This is a genomic window from Pseudomonas sp. FSL W5-0299 (genome assembly GCF_005930655.1).
In the GTDB taxonomy this organism is placed as follows: Bacteria; Pseudomonadota; Gammaproteobacteria; order Pseudomonadales; family Pseudomonadaceae; genus Aquipseudomonas; species Aquipseudomonas mandelii.
Map to the genome: position 1 here is coordinate 12,935 of NZ_RXHX01000028.1, position 15,529 is coordinate 28,463.

Annotated in this window: 14 protein-coding genes; 7 read left to right on the top strand and 7 right to left on the bottom strand. The window is 59.9% G+C overall.

What is annotated here, in order from left to right:
- Positions 1-2 precede the first annotated feature (2 nt).
- The 4 genes from FHL16_RS25505 to gloB form a co-directional block, all read right to left on the bottom strand.
- Positions 3-1,844 carry an extracellular solute-binding protein gene (locus FHL16_RS25505; protein WP_077749642.1) on the bottom strand — a complete coding sequence of 614 codons (1,842 nt, stop codon included), beginning with the start codon at positions 1,842-1,844 and terminating at the stop codon, positions 3-5.
- Positions 1,841-3,649, bottom strand: a complete 1,809-nt coding sequence (locus FHL16_RS25510; RefSeq protein ID WP_370655179.1) for an extracellular solute-binding protein — start codon at positions 3,647-3,649, stop codon at positions 1,841-1,843. The genes FHL16_RS25505 and FHL16_RS25510 overlap by 4 nt, the downstream gene beginning before the upstream one ends.
- A 362-nt stretch (positions 3,650-4,011) precedes the next feature.
- Positions 4,012-5,466 (bottom strand): transglycosylase SLT domain-containing protein, encoded by a 1,455-nt coding sequence (locus FHL16_RS25515; RefSeq protein WP_010459791.1) that lies wholly within the window; start codon positions 5,464-5,466, stop codon positions 4,012-4,014.
- Positions 5,467-5,565: 99 nt separating this feature from the next.
- A complete protein-coding gene (gene gloB, locus FHL16_RS25520; RefSeq protein WP_010459793.1) occupies positions 5,566-6,333 on the bottom strand; it encodes a hydroxyacylglutathione hydrolase in 768 nt (255 codons plus the stop codon).
- A 65-nt stretch (positions 6,334-6,398) separates the two neighbouring features.
- On the opposite strand from gloB, the gene FHL16_RS25525 reads away from it, so the two are divergent.
- Both FHL16_RS25525 and rnhA read left to right on the top strand, forming a co-directional pair.
- Complete coding sequence (locus FHL16_RS25525) at positions 6,399-7,157, top strand: class I SAM-dependent methyltransferase (RefSeq protein ID WP_010459795.1); 759 nt, start codon at positions 6,399-6,401, stop codon at positions 7,155-7,157.
- Positions 7,158-7,249: 92 nt separating this feature from the next.
- Entirely contained in the window at positions 7,250-7,702 is a 453-nt protein-coding gene (rnhA, locus tag FHL16_RS25530) for a ribonuclease HI (protein ID WP_008152099.1), read from the top strand.
- Positions 7,703-7,840: 138 nt separating this feature from the next.
- On the opposite strand, the gene FHL16_RS25535 is transcribed toward rnhA, so the two are convergent.
- Positions 7,841-8,143 carry a DUF2388 domain-containing protein gene (locus tag FHL16_RS25535; protein WP_077749643.1) on the bottom strand — a complete coding sequence of 101 codons (303 nt, stop codon included), beginning with the start codon at positions 8,141-8,143 and terminating at the stop codon, positions 7,841-7,843.
- A gap of 190 nt (positions 8,144-8,333) precedes the next feature.
- Here FHL16_RS25535 and dnaQ point away from each other — a divergent pair, with 190 nt between their 5' ends.
- From dnaQ to FHL16_RS25550, 3 genes are all read left to right on the top strand, one after another.
- The gene (gene dnaQ / locus FHL16_RS25540; protein WP_010459800.1) at positions 8,334-9,092 is read left to right on the top strand and encodes a DNA polymerase III subunit epsilon; all 759 of its coding nucleotides are present in this window, start codon (positions 8,334-8,336) and stop codon (positions 9,090-9,092) included.
- A gap of 203 nt (positions 9,093-9,295) precedes the next feature.
- Positions 9,296-11,551 (top strand): Orn/Lys/Arg family decarboxylase, encoded by a 2,256-nt coding sequence (locus tag FHL16_RS25545; RefSeq protein ID WP_077749644.1) that lies wholly within the window; start codon positions 9,296-9,298, stop codon positions 11,549-11,551.
- A 14-nt stretch (positions 11,552-11,565) separates the two neighbouring features.
- On the top strand, positions 11,566-12,180 hold the full coding sequence (locus FHL16_RS25550) for a GNAT family N-acetyltransferase (protein WP_010459805.1): 615 nt from the start codon (positions 11,566-11,568) through the stop codon (positions 12,178-12,180).
- On the opposite strand, the gene FHL16_RS25555 is transcribed toward FHL16_RS25550, so the two are convergent.
- Together FHL16_RS25555 and FHL16_RS25560 are read right to left on the bottom strand one after the other, a co-directional pair.
- Complete coding sequence (locus FHL16_RS25555) at positions 12,146-13,039, bottom strand: LysR substrate-binding domain-containing protein (RefSeq protein ID WP_010459807.1); 894 nt, start codon at positions 13,037-13,039, stop codon at positions 12,146-12,148. The genes FHL16_RS25550 and FHL16_RS25555 overlap by 35 nt on opposite strands.
- A gap of 88 nt (positions 13,040-13,127) precedes the next feature.
- Complete coding sequence (locus FHL16_RS25560) at positions 13,128-13,388, bottom strand: hypothetical protein (RefSeq protein ID WP_077749645.1); 261 nt, start codon at positions 13,386-13,388, stop codon at positions 13,128-13,130.
- Between the two features lie 175 nt (positions 13,389-13,563).
- Between FHL16_RS25560 and FHL16_RS25565 the strand changes: the two genes are divergently transcribed.
- Positions 13,564-14,124: an NADPH-dependent FMN reductase gene (locus FHL16_RS25565; protein WP_010459811.1), complete on the top strand. Its 561-nt coding sequence runs from the start codon at positions 13,564-13,566 to the stop codon at positions 14,122-14,124.
- A 112-nt stretch (positions 14,125-14,236) separates the two neighbouring features.
- A complete protein-coding gene (locus FHL16_RS25570; RefSeq protein WP_077749646.1) occupies positions 14,237-15,520 on the top strand; it encodes an arsenic transporter in 1,284 nt (427 codons plus the stop codon).
- Positions 15,521-15,529 lie beyond the last annotated feature (9 nt).

Sequence of the window (15,529 nt, forward strand, 5' to 3'; positions counted from 1 at the left end):
GATTACTCCGTGCCCGCAGGGTCGGCTTGCAGTTTGGTTTCGACTTCTACCGCAGGTTTCGCATCAGGCTTGACCCACCAGGTAGTGGTGCCGATGTCGTACTTGGGAGAGACTTTCGGGCGAGCGATGTGGTTCCAGTACGCCACGCGCCAGGTTTTGATGTGCCAGTTGGGGATCACGTAATAGCCCCATTGCAGCACGCGGTCCAGTGCCCGGGCATGAGCCACCAGGCTTTTGCGCGAATCGGCGTTGATCAGTTGTTCGACCAGTTGATCGACCACCGGGTCCTTGAGGCCCATGGAATTGCGGCTGCCGGGTTTGTCGGCCGCGGCGGACATCCAGAACTCGCGCTGCTCGTTGCCCGGCGAGTTGGATTGCGGGAAGCTGCCGACGATCATGTCGAAGTCCCGTGAACGCACGCGGTTGATGTACTGCGAGACATCGACCCGACGGATCACCAGGTCAATGCCCAGGTCGCTGAGGTTGCGTTTGAACGGCAGCAGCACGCGTTCGAATTCGGTCTGGGCCAACAGGAACTCGATGGTCACCGGTTTGCCGTTGGCGTCGACCATCTTGTCATCGACGATCCGCCAGCCCGCCTCTTGCAGCAGCTGGTAGGCCTTGCGCTGCTGAGCGCGGATCATGCCGCTGGCGTCGGTCATCGGGTTCTGGAACGCTTCGCTGAATACCTGCTCGGGGATCTTGCCGCGGAACGGACTCAAAATTTCAAGCTGATCGGCGTCGGGCAGGCCGGTCGCGGCCATTTCCGAGTTTTCGAAGAAACTGCGGGTGCGCACGTAGGCGCCATTGAACAGCTGCTTGTTGGTCCATTCAAAGTCCAGCAGCAACGTAAATGCCTGGCGCACGCGCACGTCCTGGAACACCGGACGGCGCAGGTTGAACACAAAGCCTTGCATGCCGGTCGGGTTGCCGTTCGGGATCTGTTCCTTGTTCAATCGGCCTTCGGTGACCGCCGGGATGTTGTAGGCGTTGGCCCAGTTCTTCGCGCTCATTTCCAGCCAGTAGTCGAACTGCCCCGCCTTGAGGGCTTCCAGCGCCACCGTGTTGTCGCGGTAGTAATCGGTGGTCATCACGTCGAAATTGTAGAAGCCACGGTTGGCCGGCAGGTCCTTGCCCCAGTAATCCTTGACCCGCTCGTAGCGGATCGAACGCCCGGCCTTCACGTCGGTCACCTTGTAGGGGCCGCTGCCCAACGGTATTTCGAGGTTGCCTTTGTTGAAATCGCGATTGGCCCACCAGTGTTTGGGCAACACCGGCAACTGGCCGAGGATCAGCGGCAGTTCGCGGTTGTTGTTGTGCTTGAACTTGAACAGCACGGTGAGCGGGTCTTCGGCGACCGCTTCCTCGACATCGCTGTAGTAACCGCGATAGAGCGGGGCGCCTTCTTTGGTCAGCATCTGGAAACTGAACACCACGTCTTCGGCGCGCATCGGATGGCCGTCGTGGAAGCGCGCTTCAGGACGCAGGTAGAAGCGCACCCAGCTGTTGTCCGGGGCTTTCTCGATCTTGCCGGCGACCAGCCCGTATTCAGTGAACGGTTCGTCCAGTCCCTGTTTGGCCAAGGTGTCGTAGATCATGCCGATGTCGTCGGCCGGTACGCCTTTGCTGATGAACGGGTTGAGGCTGTCGAAGCCGCCGAACCCGGCCTGGCGAAAGATTCCGCCTTTGGGGGCGTCGGGGTTCACGTAGTCGAAATGCTTGAAGTCGGCCGGATATTTCGGCGGCTCGTTGTACAGGGTCACGGCGTGTTGCGGGGCGGCGCAGGCCAGCCCGGCGAACAGCAGACCGCTGGCCTGCATCAGCAGTGCGCATAGGGGCTTCATCGATCTTTCTCCGAAGATTTCAGCCACCACGCGGAGAGGCCCAGGGTATAGGGCGGCGTGGTGACGAAGGCGAACCGGTTGCGGTAGGCCAGGCGGTGATAATTGAGGTACCAGTTGGGAATCATGTAGTGCTGCCACAACAAGACCCGGTCCAGGGCTTTGCCGGCGGCCACTTGTTCGTCGCGGGTTTGCGCGGCGAGCAATTGTTCGAGCAGGTGATCGACCACCGGGTTGGCGATGCCGGCGTAGTTTTTACTGCCCTTGACCCCGACCTGGCCGGAATGGAAATACTGCCATTGCTCCAGGCCCGGGCTGAGGGTCTGGTTGAGCGTCATCAGGATCATGTCGAAATCGAACTGATCGAGGCGTTGTTTGTACTGCGCGCGATCCACCGTGCGCAGCCGCGCATCGATGCCAATGTTGGCGAGGTTCTCGACGTAAGGCTGAAGGATGCGTTCCAGGTTCGGGTTGACCAGCAGGATCTCGAGCTTGAGCGGTTGGCCTTTAGCGTTCTCGATCCGTTGTCCATTGAGCTTCCACCCGGCCTCGGCGAGCAGCGCCAGGGCCTTGCGCATGGTTTCCCGAGGGATGCCGCGTCCGTCGGTCTTTGGCAGGCTGAACGGCTCGGTGAGGAGCTTGGCGGGCAATTGCTCGCGATAGGGCTTGAGCAACAGCCATTCATGACCGACCGGCAGGCCCGTGGCGGAGAATTCGCTGTTGGGGTAGTAACTCATGGCGCGCTTGTAGGCGCCGCTGAACAGCGTGCGGTTGGTCCACTCGAAGTCGAACATCAGCCCCATGGCTTCACGGACTTTGGTCTCGGAGAAGATCGGGCGCCGGCTGTTCATGAACAGACCCTGGGTCTGGGTCGGGATCTGGTGCGGGATCTGCGCCTTGATCACGTCTCCACGGCGCACGGCCGGGAAGTTGTAACCGTTTTCCCAGTTCTTCGCCTGGTGCTCGATGTAAATGTCGAATTCGCCGGCCTTGAAGGCTTCGAACGCCACATCGCTGTCGCGGTAGAACTCGACTTCCATGCGGTCGACGTTGTACTTGCCGCGATTGACCGGAAGGTCCTTGCCCCAGTAATCCTTGACCCGCTCGAAAATGATCTGGCGTCCTGGCGTCACCGAGGTGATGCGATAAGGCCCGCTGCCCAGCGGCGGTTCGAAGGTTGTAGCCTTGAAGTCGCGACCTTTCCAGTAATGCTGCGGCAGCACCGGCAATTCGCCCAGGCGCAGGATCTGCAACGGATTGCCGGCACGCTTGAAGACGAATCGAATGCGCTGCGGGTTAAGGATGTCGACCCGCAACACTTCCTGAAGGCTGGTGCGGTACTGCGGGTGACCTTCCTTGAGCAGCAAGCGGTAGGAAAACGCCACGTCGTAGGCGGTAATCGGCGTGCCGTCGTGAAAGCGCGCTTCGGGGCGCAGGTTGAACACCACCCAACTGCGGTCCTCGCTGTACTCCACCGATTGCGCGATCAGGCCATAACTGGAGGTCGGCTCATCGCCGGACGGCGCGTATTGACCGGTGCCGACCATCAGCGGTTCGTTGAGCTCGTTGATGCCGTATTGCAGGAAATTGGCGGTGGAAACCGGGCTTGAGCCCTTGAATGTGTAAGGGTTGAGCGTATCGAAGGTGCCAAACGCCATCACCCGCAACGTACCGCCCTTGGGCGCTTGCGGGTTGACCCAGTCGAAGTGGGTAAATCTGGCCGGGTACTTGAGCGTGCCGAACTGCGCATAACCATGGCTTTCGCTGATCGTCGCGCTTGCGGTGGAGCTCAAGGCCAGGCTGATCAGGAAGAGGAGGAGGGGACGCTTCAAGTCAGAGATCCGATCCAGGCGGCTTGGGCTTTGTGGGCCGTACAGTAACAGCTTGTATCGACAGGAAAAAGACAGGGGGTTAATGCGCTGTTAATTGCCGAGGTGACGATGCGGCAGGTGCTGTGCCTGTGGCGAGGGAGCTTGCTCCCGCTGGGCTGCGAAGCGGCCCCAAAACCTGAAAATTTTTATAATTTCTGACACACCGCATGTTCAGGGTTTACGACTGCTTCGCAGCCGAGCGGGAGCAAGCCCCCTCGCCACAGTTCCCATGCATCCCCCGATTCCAGCAGAGCTCAAATTGCAGGCGAAAAAAAGCCCCTGGATTCAGGGGCTCGTTTTTAGCGCGGCGAAGACACCGTCAACATCTGCCCAGGCTTGAGCGCCTGGCCAACACGCGGATTCCAGCGCTTGAGGTGCTGCATTTCAACGTTGAAGCGTTTGGCGACCATGTATAGCGAATCGCCTTGCTTGACCTTGTATTGGGTCTGCGGCTTCTGTTTGTCGGCTTTGCTGTTGGTCTTGCTGTTCGCCGCCACAACGGTGTTGACGCGACCGCCGCTACGTTTGGCAGTGTCCTGCATCACCAGGGTCTGGCCGACCTTGAGGTTCTTGCCGGTCATCTTGTTCCAGCGCTGCAGGTCCTTGACGGCGACCTTGTTCGCCTTGGCGATGGCGGCCAGGTTGTCGCCGCGTTTGACGCGGTAGGCACGTTTCAGGCTGGCGACTTCGGATTCATCGGCGCCTTCGAAGACCGGCTTGAGCGACTTCTTGCTGATCAACTCTTCAGGACGCATGGTCGAGAGGCTGGCGGTCAGCAACTGCGCCTTGGACGTTGGCACGAGCAAATGCTGGGGGCCGTCGATGGTGGTGCGCTGTTTGAAGGCCGGGTTGAGCTGGAACAACTCGTCTTCGTCGATGTTGGCCACCGCGGCAACCTTGGACAGGTCCATGCGCTGGTTGATTTCGACGACCTGGAAATAAGGTTCGTTGGCGATCGGGTTGAGGTTCACGCCGTAGGCTTCGGGGGCCAGCACAACCTGGGACAAGGCCAGCAGCTTGGGCACGTAAGCCTGGGTTTCGGCTGGCAGCGGCAGGTTCCAGTAATCGGTCGGCAGACCCAGCTTCTCGTTGCGCTCGATGGCACGGCTGACCGTGCCTTCGCCGGCGTTGTAGGCCGCCAGAGCCAGCAACCAGTCACCGTTGAACATGTCGTGCAGGCGGGTCAGGTAATCCATGGCCGCAGTGGTCGAGGCGGTGATGTCGCGACGACCATCATAGAAGCGGGTCTGACGCAGGTTGAAGTAACGGCCGGTGGAAGGAATGAATTGCCAAAGGCCCACCGCATTGGCCCGGGAGTAGGCCATCGGGTTGTAGGCGCTTTCAATCACTGGCAGCAGCGCCAGTTCCAGCGGCATGTTGCGTTCTTCAAGGCGTTCGACGATGTAGTGAATGTAGAGGCTGCCGCGTTCACCGGCGTTTTCAAGGAAGGACGGGTTGCTGGCGAACCACAGGCGCTGTTGCTCTATGCGCGGGTTGACGCCCAGGTTGTCCTGCAACTGGAAGCCCTGGCGCATGCGCTCCCAGACATCCTGTGGAATTTGCGGAGTCGGCTTTTCGCTGAGCCAGATAGGTTTCTGCTTGGCGCGAGCGGCGATGTTCGGAGTGTGTGTCGCTTCGGTCTGCGGCACGTGGCTGGAACAGCCCGCCAGAGTGGCGGACACAGCCACCGCTATGGCTTGAGCCAAGCGGGTCAATGCGTCTGAATTGATGGCTTTACGAATAGATGACGACATTGGCTGGAAGTAAGTTCCGGGCAAAAATGTCGGGCGATTCTAGAAAGCGCACCCTCTGCGGTCAACCATTCAGAATTTTTGTACCAACGGGGCGGCGACTTAGAACTTATCTTTCCAAGCCCGAAGAGCAGCAAAGACCGCACTCGGAGACCGGTTTTGGGTTCCATTCCGTTCGTCCACTTTTTCTTTAACGGATGTTTCGTCGACACGCAAAAAGGGGTTGGTCAGTTTTTCAAGCGCCAGAGTAGAGGGCAGCGTCATGATTCCGGCAGCACGTTGCTCGGTAACTTTTTCCAGACGTGCGGCGGTGTCAGGATTGCCGGGTTCGACCGCTGCGGCAAATTTCAGATTGCTCAGGGTGTATTCGTGGGTGCAATAGACCAGCGTATCTTCCGGCAGCGCAGCGAGGCGGCTCAGCGAGGTGTGCATCTGCTCGGGCGTGCCTTCAAACAAGCGCCCGCAACCGGCGGCGAAAAGGGTGTCGCCGCAGAACAGCAGGCCGTGGTGATAATAGGCAATATGCCCCAGGGTGTGTCCGGGAACCGCATAGACGTCGAAGTCCCAGCCCAGCACGCTGACACGGTCGTTGTCCTTGAGCGCCACGTCTCGCGCCGGGATGGTTTCGCTGGCCGGGCCGTAGACTTTCGCGTCTGTCGCTTTTTTCAGCTGCTCGACACCGCCGACATGATCATGATGATGGTGAGTGATCAGGATATCGCTCAATACCCAACCCTTATGCGCCGCCAGCCATGCTTGCACGGGCGCGGCATCACCCGGATCGACCACGGCGCAGCGCTGGGTGTTGTGGTCCTGTAACAACCAGATGTAGTTGTCGGTGAAGGCGGGCAGGGCACTGATCTGTATCATCGTCGGATTCGCCAAGCTGAAAACAATGGCGCATCTTAGAACTTCCTGGCGCGTTGGAGAATGCAATGACCGATAAAGCGTTCGCTCAGGCCGATCCTGAGTGGCTGAATTTGATCAGCGCGGCCCGTGAATGGCTGTCCGGGCCCATCGGGCAATTTCTGTTGGACGAAGAGCGGCGCATGCTTGAAGACGAGCTGGGCCGCTTCTTCGGTGGCTATCTGGTGCATTACGGCCCGTCGGCCCAGACACCGCCGTCGGCACCCCAGGTTCAGCGCAATGTGCGACTTGGCGCGCCGTTGCCGGGGGTCGAGATCGTCTGCGAAGAGCAGGCATGGCCGTTGAGCGAGCATGCCGCTGATGTGGTGGTGATGCAGCACGGCCTGGATTTCTGCCTGTCGCCCCACGGCTTGCTGCGTGAAGCCGCGAGCAGCGTGCGGCCCGGCGGGCATCTGCTGATCATCGGGATCAACCCCTGGAGCAGTTGGGGCTTGCGCCATGTGTTCGCTCACGACGGCTTGCGCAAGGCGCGCTGCATCTCACCGTCGCGGGTCGGCGACTGGCTGAATCTGCTGGGCTTCGCGCTGGAGAAACGCCGCTTCGGGTGCTATCGTCCGCCGCTTGCGTCACCCGCCTGGCAGGCTCGCCTGGCCGGTTGGGAGCGCAAGGCCGGTGACTGGCAACTGTCGGGCGGCGGCTTCTATTTATTGGTGGCGCGCAAGATCGTTGTTGGCCTGCGACCCGTCCGTCAGGAGCGGCGCGAACCGATGGGCAAGCTGATTCCATTGCCGATGGCCAAGGTCAACCGTCGTAACATCGAGCCGTAATACACTCTTTATTTTCCCGGCCGGGTTCGCCCCGGCCTCGGGCATCGTCGGTCACTGATCGGCGAGCCACCGCATTTTCTGGATAGATTGGCATGAGCGATAGCGTAGAACTCTTCACCGACGGCGCCTGCAAAGGCAACCCTGGCCCTGGCGGCTGGGGCGCGTTGCTGGTGTGCAAAGGCATTGAAAAGGAGCTGTGGGGCGGCGAAGCCAACACCACCAACAACCGCATGGAGCTGATGGGCGCGATTCGTGGCCTGGAAGAACTCAAGCGCTCCTGCGACGTGCTGCTGGTGACCGACTCCCAGTACGTGATGAAAGGCATCAACGAGTGGATGGACAACTGGAAGAAGCGCGGCTGGAAAACGGCGGCGAAGGAACCGGTCAAAAACGCTGACCTATGGAAACTGCTGGATGAGCAGGTCAACCGCCACAACGTCACCTGGAAATGGGTACGCGGGCACATCGGCCACCATGGCAACGAACGGGCTGACCAACTGGCCAACCGTGGCGTGGATGAAGTGCGCGGGTACAAGCAGGCTTGATCGGTAATGCGGCCCTTTGCGAGCACTGTCTGCCGGAGATCCATGCAGGAGCGAGGCTTGCCCGGGAAGAAAGCGCCGCGGTGTAACTGAGAGACCGGGTTATCGTTCTTCGCGAGCAAGCTTCGCTCTTGCGGGGCGTCACAGCATCAAGATCGCGGTGGCCAGTTGTTGGTCTGAATACGGCTCGTTGACCACCCCGCGAATCCGCAAAAACGCCGCCTGGATCCGCGCCCCGCGAATCCCCCCCTCGCTCGCCACAAACGCTGCCGCATCATCCTTGGCCGCCAGTACGATCTTGTCGTCGCTGAATGAGCCACTGGTGCCTTTGGTGGAGCTCATCGTCAGACTGACGGTGACGTCTGTGCTGATGACAAAACTGGTGGCGTGGGCGCCGGAACCCAGCAAACAGGTACTCAATAAAACCAGCCGTGCAGTCTTCATGACGATTTCGAACCCCGGGTAAGCAAGGGGTGCACGCTAGCAATCCATCGTCTTCCAGACTTTATGAACATTGCTAATGAATGTTAAAAACTGCATGAGCGCCCGTCACCTGGCAGTGCGCGCGCCGGATCCCGCGAGCGTGTTAACATCGCCGCTTTTGCACGATTGACCCGTTGAGAGCTGAGCACTGATGGCCACCAGATCCGTTGTACTCGATACCGAAACCACCGGCATGCCGGTGACCGACGGCCACCGGATTATCGAAATCGGTTGTGTCGAGTTGATCGGTCGGCGCCTGACGGGCCGGCATTTCCACGTTTACCTGCAACCGGATCGCGAGAGTGACGAAGGCGCCATCGGCGTCCACGGCATTACCAACGAATTCCTGGTGGGCAAACCGCGGTTCACTGAAGTGGCCGATGAGTTTTTCGAATTCATCAAAGGCGCGCAGCTGATCATCCATAACGCGGCGTTCGACGTTGGCTTCATCAACAACGAATTCGCCCTGATGGGCCAGCACGACCGTGCGGACATCACGCAACACTGCTCGATCCTCGACACCCTGATGATGGCCCGGGAACGTCACCCGGGGCAGCGCAACAGCCTCGATGCGTTGTGCAAACGTTATGGCGTCGACAACTCTGGCCGTGAACTTCACGGCGCCTTGCTCGACTCCGAGATCCTCGCCGACGTTTACCTGACCATGACCGGGGGCCAGACCAGCCTGTCACTGGCCGGTAATGCGTCCGACGGCAACGGTTCCGGCGAAGGCGCTGACAACTCCGCCACCGAAATCCGCCGCTTGCCGGCCGACCGCCAGCCGACCCGGATCATCCCCGCCAGCGAAGATGACCTGGCCCGGCACGTGGCACGCCTGGAAGCCATCGCCAAATCCGCCGGCGCCCCGTCGCTGTGGCAGCAGTTGGTCGAGGCCAAGGCGCAGGCTTGAGGCGAATCAGATGTAACAGGGCTTTTGTGGCGAGGGAGCTTCCTTGCCACAAGTAGTCCTGCTGAATGTTGGAGAGTTGATGGCCACATGATGGTGCACTCATTGACCCGCTTCAGGGCATCGTCGCTCGCCACATCCGCTTCAACCCTCTACCCTGAGCATATTGGCAGGCCACGGTCTGCAGCCTCAGGACACTGAGCCTCATGTATAAAGATTTGAAATTCCCGGTCTTGATCGTGCATCGCGACATCAAGGCCGACACCGTCGCCGGTGATCGCGTGCGTGGCATCGCCCGGGAACTGGAGCAGGAAGGCTTCAGCATCGTTTCGGCGGTGGACTACACCGAAGGGCGGCTGGTCGCTTCGACCCATCACGGCCTTTCCTGCATGTTGATCGCCGCCGAAGACGCCAGCGCCCACTCTCATTTGTTACACAATATGGCCGAGCTGATCGGCCTGGCGCGAGTGCGGGCGCCGGACTTGCCGATCTTTGCGCTGGGCGAACAGGTCACGCTGGAAAACGCCCCGGCCGATGCCATGGCCGAACTCAATCAACTGCGCGGCATTCTCTATCTGTTCGAAGACACCGTGCCCTTTCTGGCGCGGCAAGTGGCCCGGGCGGCCCGTAAATACCTGGATGGTTTGCTTCCGCCGTTTTTCAAGGCGCTGGTGCAACACACCGCCGATTCCAACTATTCCTGGCACACACCCGGCCATGGCGGTGGCGTGGCGTATCACAAGAGCCCGGTGGGGCAGGCGTTCCACCAGTTTTTTGGGGAAAACACCCTGCGTTCGGACTTGTCAGTCTCGGTGCCGGAACTGGGTTCCTTGCTCGATCACACCGGCCCGCTCGCTGAAGCGGAAGCCAGGGCTGCGCGCAATTTCGGCGCCGATCACACCTTTTTCGTGATCAATGGCACCTCGACTGCCAACAAGATCGTCTGGCATTCGATGGTCGCTCGCGATGACCTGGTGCTGGTGGACCGCAACTGCCACAAGTCGGTACTGCACTCGATCATCATGACCGGCGCGATCCCGTTGTACCTGTGCCCGGAACGCAATGAGCTCGGGATCATCGGACCGATTCCGCTGAGCGAGTTCAGCCGCGAATCGATTCAGGCAAAGATCGACGCCAGCCCGCTGACCCAGGGGCGTGAGCTCAAGGTCAAGTTGGCCGTGGTGACCAATTCGACCTACGATGGCCTTTGCTACAACGCCGAACTGATCAAGCAGAGCCTGGGCAACAGCGTCGAGGTCCTGCATTTCGACGAGGCGTGGTATGCCTACGCGGCGTTCCACGAGTTTTTCGCCGGTCGTTATGGCATGGGCACGTCCCGTAGCGAAGACAGCCCGCTGGTATTCACCACGCATTCCACACACAAACTGTTGGCCGCGTTCAGCCAGGCCTCGATGATTCATGTTCAGGACGGAGGTGCGCGGCAACTGGATCGCGATCGCTTCAATGAAGCGTTCATGATGCACATCTCGACGTCGCCGCAGTACAGCATCATCGCTTCGCTGGACGTGGCATCGGCGATGATGGAAGGCCCGGCCGGGCGTTCGCTGTTGCAGGAAATGTTCGACGAAGCCCTGAGTTTTCGCCGGGCGCTGGCCAATCTGCGCCAGCACATCGCTGCGGACGACTGGTGGTTTTCCATCTGGCAGCCACCGTCGGTGGAAGGCATCGAGCATGTGGTTACCGAAGACTGGCTGCTGCAACCCGACGCGGACTGGCATGGCTTTGGTGGGGTGACTGACGATTACGTGTTGCTTGATCCGATCAAAGTCACCTTGGTGATGCCTGGCCTGACGGCGGGCGGTGCGCTGAGCGAACGCGGGATTCCGGCGGCCGTGGTCAGCAAGTTCCTTTGGGAGCGCGGGCTGGTGGTCGAGAAGACCGGCCTCTATTCATTCCTGGTGCTGTTCTCGATGGGCATCACCAAGGGCAAATGGAGCACGTTGCTGACCGAATTGTTGGAGTTCAAGCGCAGTTACGACGCCAATGTCAGTCTGGCGACGTGCCTGCCATGCGTGGCGCAACAGAACGTCGCGCGTTATCAGGGCATGGGTTTGCGGGATCTGTGCGATCAACTGCACGCCTGTTATCGCAGCAATGCCACGGCCAAACACCTCAAGCGCATGTACACCGTGTTGCCGGAAATCGCCATGAAGCCGGCTGACGCCTATGATCATTTGGTGCGGGGAGAGGTGGAGGCAGTGTCGATCGATGCCCTGGAAGGGCGAATTGCCGCGGTGATGCTGGTGCCGTACCCACCCGGCATCCCGCTGATCATGCCGGGGGAGCGGTTCACCGAGTCGACCCGGTCGATCATCGATTACCTGTCGTTTGCTCGCACGTTTGACAGCAGCTTCCCCGGGTTTGTCGTTGATGTGCACGGACTGCAACACGAAGACGAGGGCAATGGACGGCATTACACCGTTGATTGCATCAAGGAATGAGGACCTTTCCCAGCATGCAACCGATCATGAATCCCAAGTACCCAGGCCTCTCGGTGCGTGTCGCCGATGAGGGGTTTGCGCCCTATATCTGGGGCAGCGATTTCAGTTTTGAAGTCGCGGCCTATGGTGCAGCTGAAATCGGCAAACCGGTGGAGCAGTGGCGGGTCACGCCGATCACCCCTTATCGAAAGTGCTACGGGATTGATCCCGAGGAGTTCAGCAGTTTTCGCGATGCCGCCGACAGTGCGGTGTTCATGGCCTATCTCGATGACGAGCCCGTCGGTCATCTGGTGGTCAGCACCAACTGGAACGGCTTTGCCCATATCGACGAGTTGGCCGTGCATGCGCCAGCGCGCCGTCACGGTGTGGCCAAGGCGTTGCTGGATGTGGCGCAGTTCTGGAGTCGCAAGAAGAAGTTGCCGGGCATCATGCTCGAAACCCAGAACAACAATCTGGGCGCCTGTCGACTCTATGAGCGCTGTGGTTTCGTGATAGGCGGGATCGATCATCTGCGTTATCGCGGCATCGACCCGAACACCGCCGAAGTCGCGCTGTTCTGGTATCGCTTGTTCGATAATCCGCTGGAAAACCCGCTCAGCTCGACAACATCGCCACGGCTTGTTCCGTGAGGATGTCCAGCAGCACCTGAACGGCGGGCATGGGCTCGCCGTTCTTCAGGGTCAGGGCATAGAGGCTGATCGGCACCGCAGGCGCCAAGGGGCAGGCATCCAGGCCGCTCGACTTGGCCCCAAGGGCGGTGAAGGGGTCGACAATCGCCAGGCCTTCGCCGGCCTCGACCATGCTGCGCATCATCTGATGAGTCTGCACCCGCGTCTGGATGACCGGGGCAGGGCGCAAGGCATGCAATTTGTTATCGAGCGCCGGGCTTAGCGGATCATGACCTTCCAGGCCAACCATCGACTGGCCAGCCAGATCCTGTAACGAAATGTACTTCTGTTTCGGTTGCAGCCAGCCATGGGGCGCCAACAGCTGGAGCTTGCCTTGGGCAATCACTTGGCAATAGATGTCGGCGTGGTCGGGATCGTGCAGGCTCAGCCCCAGATCGCTTTCACGCAGCAGCAGGCTTCTGACGATCTCGCGGGTGGGTTGGCTGAGCAGGGTGCAAGCCGCATCGGGAAGGCGTCGGCGCAGGGCGGCGATGCTGTGGGGCAATAACTGCTGGGCCAGCGGCGGGGTGCAGATGATGCGCAGCGGGTGCGCCTGATACTGCTTGAGGCTGCTGGCCAGGCGCTGGACCGGTTCAAGCGCGTCATACACGCGGGCGATTTCAACCTGCAGCTCCCGCGCCTCGCGCGTCGCCTGCAAACGTCCACGCACGCTGGAAAACAGCATGAATCCCAGCTGATCCTCGGCGTCGCGCAAAATGCCTTCGACCTCGGCCACCGGCAACTGCAGCCATTCGGCGGCGGTGCCCAGATGACCGGTCTGCAAGAGCGCGTGGATCACTTCGATATGACGTAAACGCATGCGTGAAGTCCATGTTCAGCAGGTGAGGGAGTCAGTGACTGAATCCTAACTCAAGTGCGCGCATATGACTTCGGCTCATAACGCGGGGTTATGAGGCGGCGTTGATTTCCGGCCGGCTGCCGACATAGGTGTCGGGCTCGCGCACGATGGTGATTTTCGATTGCACCAGCTGAAACTGGTTGTCGTCGAGCTTATCGACGCGATCGCCAATAGCCAGTTTGTAGGTGGTCACAGGCGCCGAGCCAGTGAGGCCGTCATGCGAGGGGGTGGATTCCTGGAACTCATGCACGGAATAAACGCGGCCTTCCGCGTCTCTTGCATGGAACTGACCGACGAGTACTGCTGCCATCTGCTTAGAACCTCTGGAGATAAATCACTCAATTTGCGGTTCTGTAGACCGTGGTTAAGCGAAGTAAGTTTTCCTACAGGAAAAAAATAGTCAGGGGCGGTGAATTCAACAGCCCACTGGGTGAATCGTCATCTATAACTACAAGTCTTTCCCATCGAACAGTCGAGAATCTTCAATGAGCAACGTCTACACGATCGCCGTACTGGTCGGCAGCTTGAGAAAGGAATCAATCAACCGCAAGGTGGCGCTGGCCCTGGCCGACCTGGCGCCTGCCAATCTCAAGCTCACCATCGTCGAAATCGGCGATCTGGCGCTCTACAACGAAGACATTGACGGGACTTCACCGCCGGCAGCCTACAGCACTTTCCGACAACAAGTGAGTTCATCCGACGCAGTGCTGTTCGTCACCCCTGAATACAACCGCTCGGTGCCGGCACCGCTGAAGAATGCGATTGACGTGGGATCGCGTCCCTATGGCAAGAGCGCCTGGAGCGGCAAGCCAGGAGCGGTGATCAGCGTTTCGCCGGGGGCTGTCGGCGGGTTTGGGGCCAACCATCACTTGCGTCAGTCAATGGTGTTTCTGGACGTGCCGTGCATGCAGCAGCCGGAAGCCTATCTGGGGGGCGCAGGTTCGGCGTTCGATGAGTCGGGCCAATTGTCCGAATCGGTGAGGCCGTTCTTGCAGAATTTCATCAATGCGTATGGCAAATGGGTCGAGCAGCATAAGAAAGAGTGACCTGAACGCAACACATCCCCTGTAGCAGCTGCCGGGTTGTTCAGTCTTTGCTTTACTGCATATTCGGAATTCCATATATTCACGCCTCGTTTTTCCAGAGGCGTGTACCCGCATGCTTATAGCGTCGCTGATTTTCCTGCTGACCATCACCCTGGTGATCTGGCAACCCAAAGGCCTGGGGGTTGGCTGGAGTGCGACATTTGGCGCCGTGCTGGCGCTGATTTTCGGGGTGGTGCACCTGGCTGATATCCCGGTTGTGTGGCAGATCATCTGGAACGCCACCGGCACCTTCGTGGCGCTGATCATCATCAGTCTGTTGCTGGATGAGGCGGGATTCTTTGCCTGGGCAGCCTTGCATGTGGCCCGTTGGGGAAAGGGCAGCGGGCGCAAACTCTTCGCTTATATGGTGCTGCTCGGGGCGCTGGTGTCGGCGTTGTTCGCCAATGACGGTGCGGCGCTGATTCTCACGCCTATCGTGATTTCCATGCTGCTGGCGCTGCGCTTTTCCCCGGCGGCGACGTTGGCATTCGTGATGGGCGCCGGGTTCATCGCCGATACCGCGAGCCTGCCGTTGGTGGTGTCGAACCTCGTGAACATCGTTTCGGCGGACTACTTCGATATCACCTTCAACCGCTATGCGGCGGTGATGATTCCGGTCAACTTCGTCAGCGTCGCCGCCACGCTGGCGATGCTGATGTGGTTTTTTCGTCGTGACATCCCCAAGGCTTACGACCCCGAGCAACTGGAACATCCGTCGACGGCGATCCATGACAAGGCGACGTTTTATGCCGGTTGGGCAGTGCTGGCCATCCTGTTGATCGGCTGCTTCGCCCTTGAGCCGCTGGGCATTCCGATCAGCGCCATTTCCGCTGTCTGTGCCGCGTTGCTGCTGGCCATCGCCGCCCGTGGCCACAAGATCTCCACGCGCAAGGTGATGAAAGAAGCGCCGTGGCAGATCGTGATTTTCTCGTTGGGCATGTACCTGGTGGTCTATGGCCTGCGCAATGCCGGGCTCACCGGGTATCTGGCGGGGTGGCTGGACGGGTTCGCGCAGTACGGCGTTTGGGGCGCGGCGATGGGCACGGGCGTGCTGACCGCGCTGTTGTCGTCGATGATGAACAACTTGCCAACGGTGTTGATTGGTCTGCTGTCGATCGATGCCAGCCAGGCCACGGGAGTGGTGAAGGAAGCGATGATTTATGCCAACGTCATTGGCAGCGACCTGGGGCCGAAAATCACGCCGATTGGCAGTCTGGCGACGCTGTTGTGGTTGCATGTACTGCAACGCAAGAACATTCAGATCGGCTGGGGGTACTACTTCAAGGTCGGGGTGGTGTTGACGGTGCCGGTGTTGTTGGTGACGTTGGCGGCTTTGGCTTTGCGGTTATCCATTTAGAACGGGGTG